The organism is Gordonia sp. i37, from assembly GCF_002043085.1.
GTDB classification, from domain to species: domain Bacteria; phylum Actinomycetota; class Actinomycetes; order Mycobacteriales; family Mycobacteriaceae; genus Gordonia; species Gordonia polyisoprenivorans.
Window position 1 is genome coordinate 1 of record NZ_MVPX01000416.1, and the last position, 3,035, is coordinate 3,035.

The 3,035-nt window shown below is 66.9% G+C and carries 2 protein-coding genes; both read left to right on the top strand.

Annotated features, from left to right (window positions below; all coding sequences use genetic code 11):
- Positions 1–330: 330 nt before the first annotated feature.
- Positions 331–2,412, top strand: coding sequence for an iron uptake transporter permease EfeU (gene efeU, locus B1964_RS20705; RefSeq protein WP_079931115.1), 2,082 nt, complete (start codon positions 331–333; stop codon positions 2,410–2,412).
- Between the two features lie 51 nt (positions 2,413–2,463).
- Positions 2,464–3,035, top strand: a 572-nt coding sequence (locus B1964_RS20710; RefSeq protein WP_172398915.1) for a Dyp-type peroxidase domain-containing protein, incomplete at its 3' end; no start/stop codon positions are given.

Here is a 3,035-nt window from a genome sequence, read left to right on the forward strand (position 1 = left end):
CGGATCGCCCCGCCGCGTCTTCTCCCACGCATGGTGCACGGGGCAACGCTGCACGCGCATCGGGCCGAACCGCGCGGCCTTGAACGAGCCCAACGGCCACCAGATCGTCGAGTAGTAGGCGCCTCGATCGCACCGGACGATCACCCTGTTCATCTCGACTCCGATCACCAAATATCCAAGGGTCGGTAAACCGCCGGAAAAGTGACCCCAAAGAGCTGGGTCGAATTGTCGCAGTTCTCCCAATCATTCTACGCCGCAATGCAATTGGTGAGAATAATCTCAGGCAATCCTTACCCCACGAAGGGCAGCCAAGGCATACCTTTCTTTCTCATGAACTGGGCTGACGCGGTGCCGAATCTGCTGATCGGACTCCGGGAAGGGCTCGAGGCCGGACTGGTCGTCAGCATCCTGCTCGCCGCCCTGCACAAGGCCAATGCCACCCTCCCCGGCGGACGGCAGGTATCGACCGCCGCGATCTGGCTCGGCGTCCTCGGTGCGGTCTCGCTGGCCGGCAGCTTCGCGGCGGTACTGACCTACTCCACCACCATCCTGTCGAGTTCGGCGCAGGAGGCGATCGGGGGCGCGCTCAGTGTGGTCGCGGTCGTTCTGGTGACCGGGATGATCTTCTGGATGCGCAAGACCGCACGGTCGCTGTCGGGGCAACTGCGCGGCGACGTCGAACGCGCGCTGGCCATCGGCGCGGGCGCGCTCACGCTGACCGCGTTCTTCGCCGTCGGTCGCGAGGGTCTCGAGACGACGCTGTTCCTGTGGACCGCGGTGAAGGCGTCGGGATCGACGGTGGCGCCGTTGATCGGCGCCGCCATCGGTATCGTCATCGCAATCACGTTGTGCTGGTTGCTCTATCGGCGAGCGATACACCTCGACCTCGGCAAGTTCTTCAACTGGACGGCACTGGCACTGATCGTCATCGCGGCGGGCGTCCTCGCGTACGGTCTCGGCGACCTGCAGGATGCCGGGCTACTCCCCGGAAGCTCGTGGGTCGCCTTCGATCTGACGGCCCACATCGATCCCACCTCCTGGTGGGTGACGCTGATCAGCGGCACCACCGAGCTCACCCCCAAGATGACGGTGCTACAGATCGTGGCCTGGGCCGTCTACCTCGTGGTGGTGCTGACGATGTTCGTGCGCGCCGACGCCGTTGTCCCGGCTCCCGCGAGCACCCCCGAGGAGAACCTCGCCGCGCGCGACACCACCGAGCCGGCACGGCCACGATGGGAACGGTGGGCCCAGCAACGCACCCTGCCGGTTGCCCTGACACTGATCGCAGTTCCGGTGCTCGTCGCCGTCGTGGTCATCCTCGCCCTCCCCACTCCCACGTCGACCGACACCGCCGTGACGGTCACCGCGGACAGCTGTGCGCACGAATGGAATTCGGCGCATTCGGGTACCCAGAGCATCGACGTGGCGAACAAGTCCTCGCACGCCGGGGAGATCAACCTCGACGACGCGTCCGGCGGTGTCGTCGGTGAGATCGAGACACTGGGGCCGGGAACCACCGCAACGCTCACCGCCACGCTCGGGTCGGGGACGTACTCGTTCGTGTGTCTGATGCCGGGGGGCACCACCCGCAGCGCGGCGGTGACGGTGACCGGGCACGACGTCGCGAATGTCCTTGCCGTCAAACCGGTCACCATCGCCGACCTCACCGGCCCCAACAATGCCTATCAGGCGTATGCCGCGCAGACGCTCACGACCCTGGCAGGTGACGTCGCCGCCCTGCGTTCGGCGGTGGCATCCGGAGATCTCGCGGGCGCCCAAAAAGATTGGCTGACGGCGCAACTCGACTGGGAGCGGGTTGGCGCCTCCTACGACAGTTTCGGCGACAAGGGGCAGGCCGTCGACGGATTGCCCGATGGTCTTCCCGGCGGGGTGAACGATCCGGGGTTCACCGGACTGCACCGCGTCGAGTACGGCCTCTACCACGGTCAGGGACCGTCCCAGTTGCTGCCGGTGATCGACCAATTGACCACCGACATCGGCGTCGTCCGGCAGAATCTGACGACCGACGACGAGGCCGGTGACCCGACCAACCTGCCCATCCGGGTCCACGAGATCCTCGAGGACGCCCAACGCGACCACCTCTCCGGGATCGACGATCTGGGCTCGCACACCGCCTATGCGGCCACCTCCGCCGACACCCAGATCACGCGCGTGGTGCTCGCCGAGGTCGCCCCGCTGGTGCAGGCTCGTGACCCCGGTTTGGTCGCCACCATCACCCGAGGTCTCGACACCCTCGACGCCGCGCTGAACACCACCCGCACCCCCAACGGCTGGCAGCCCAGCGACACGGTGACCCTGGCCCAACGTCAGCAGGTCAACGCCGCGCTGGGCGCCGTGCTGCAGTCGTTGTCCGACGAGCCCGGGCTGCTCGAGGTCCCGCCCAGCTCGTGACCGCCACCGACCTGATTCCGACTACCTTGTAGCGAGAGCCGAGAACCCCACATGCGCAAGCATTTCGACCCCAGCCCCTCCGCGGTGAACCGACGGAGTTTCCTGCGTGGCGCGGCCGCCGGGACCGCAGGTACCGCGTTGACCGCAGGGCTGATTGCCGGTGGCGTGACCGCCGATGCACGCTCGGCGGACTCCGGTCCGTCCGAAAGTGATTCGTATCCTTTTCATTCCGAGCATCAGTCGGGAATCCTGACACCGGGCCCGGCCGACAAGCAGGCGTTCTCGGCCGTCGCCGCCTTCGACGTCGTCGACGGCACCTCGCGCGCCGACCTCGTCGATCTCATGAAGACGCTGACCACCCGTGCCCGCACCCTCACCGCAGGCGGCGCACCGACCGATTCCGGGGTGTCGGCACCGCCCGCGGATTCCGACGTGCTGGGCCCGCAGATGCCCGCCGACGGACTGACCACCACACTGGGTATGGGTGCGAGTCTGTTCGACGATCGGTTCGGTCTGGCGTCGTCGAAACCGGTGCAGCTCAAGCCGATGCGGGTGTTTCCCGATGACTCCCCGGATCCGGCGTGGATGCACGGCGACCTCTCGTTGCAACTGTGCGCCAATCC

What these genes read in the sequence shown, in the direction of transcription:
- efeU (WP_079931115.1), top strand. Translation starts at nt 331, where the DNA reads ATGAACTGGGCTGACGCGGTGCCGAATCTGCTGATCGGACTCCGGGAA.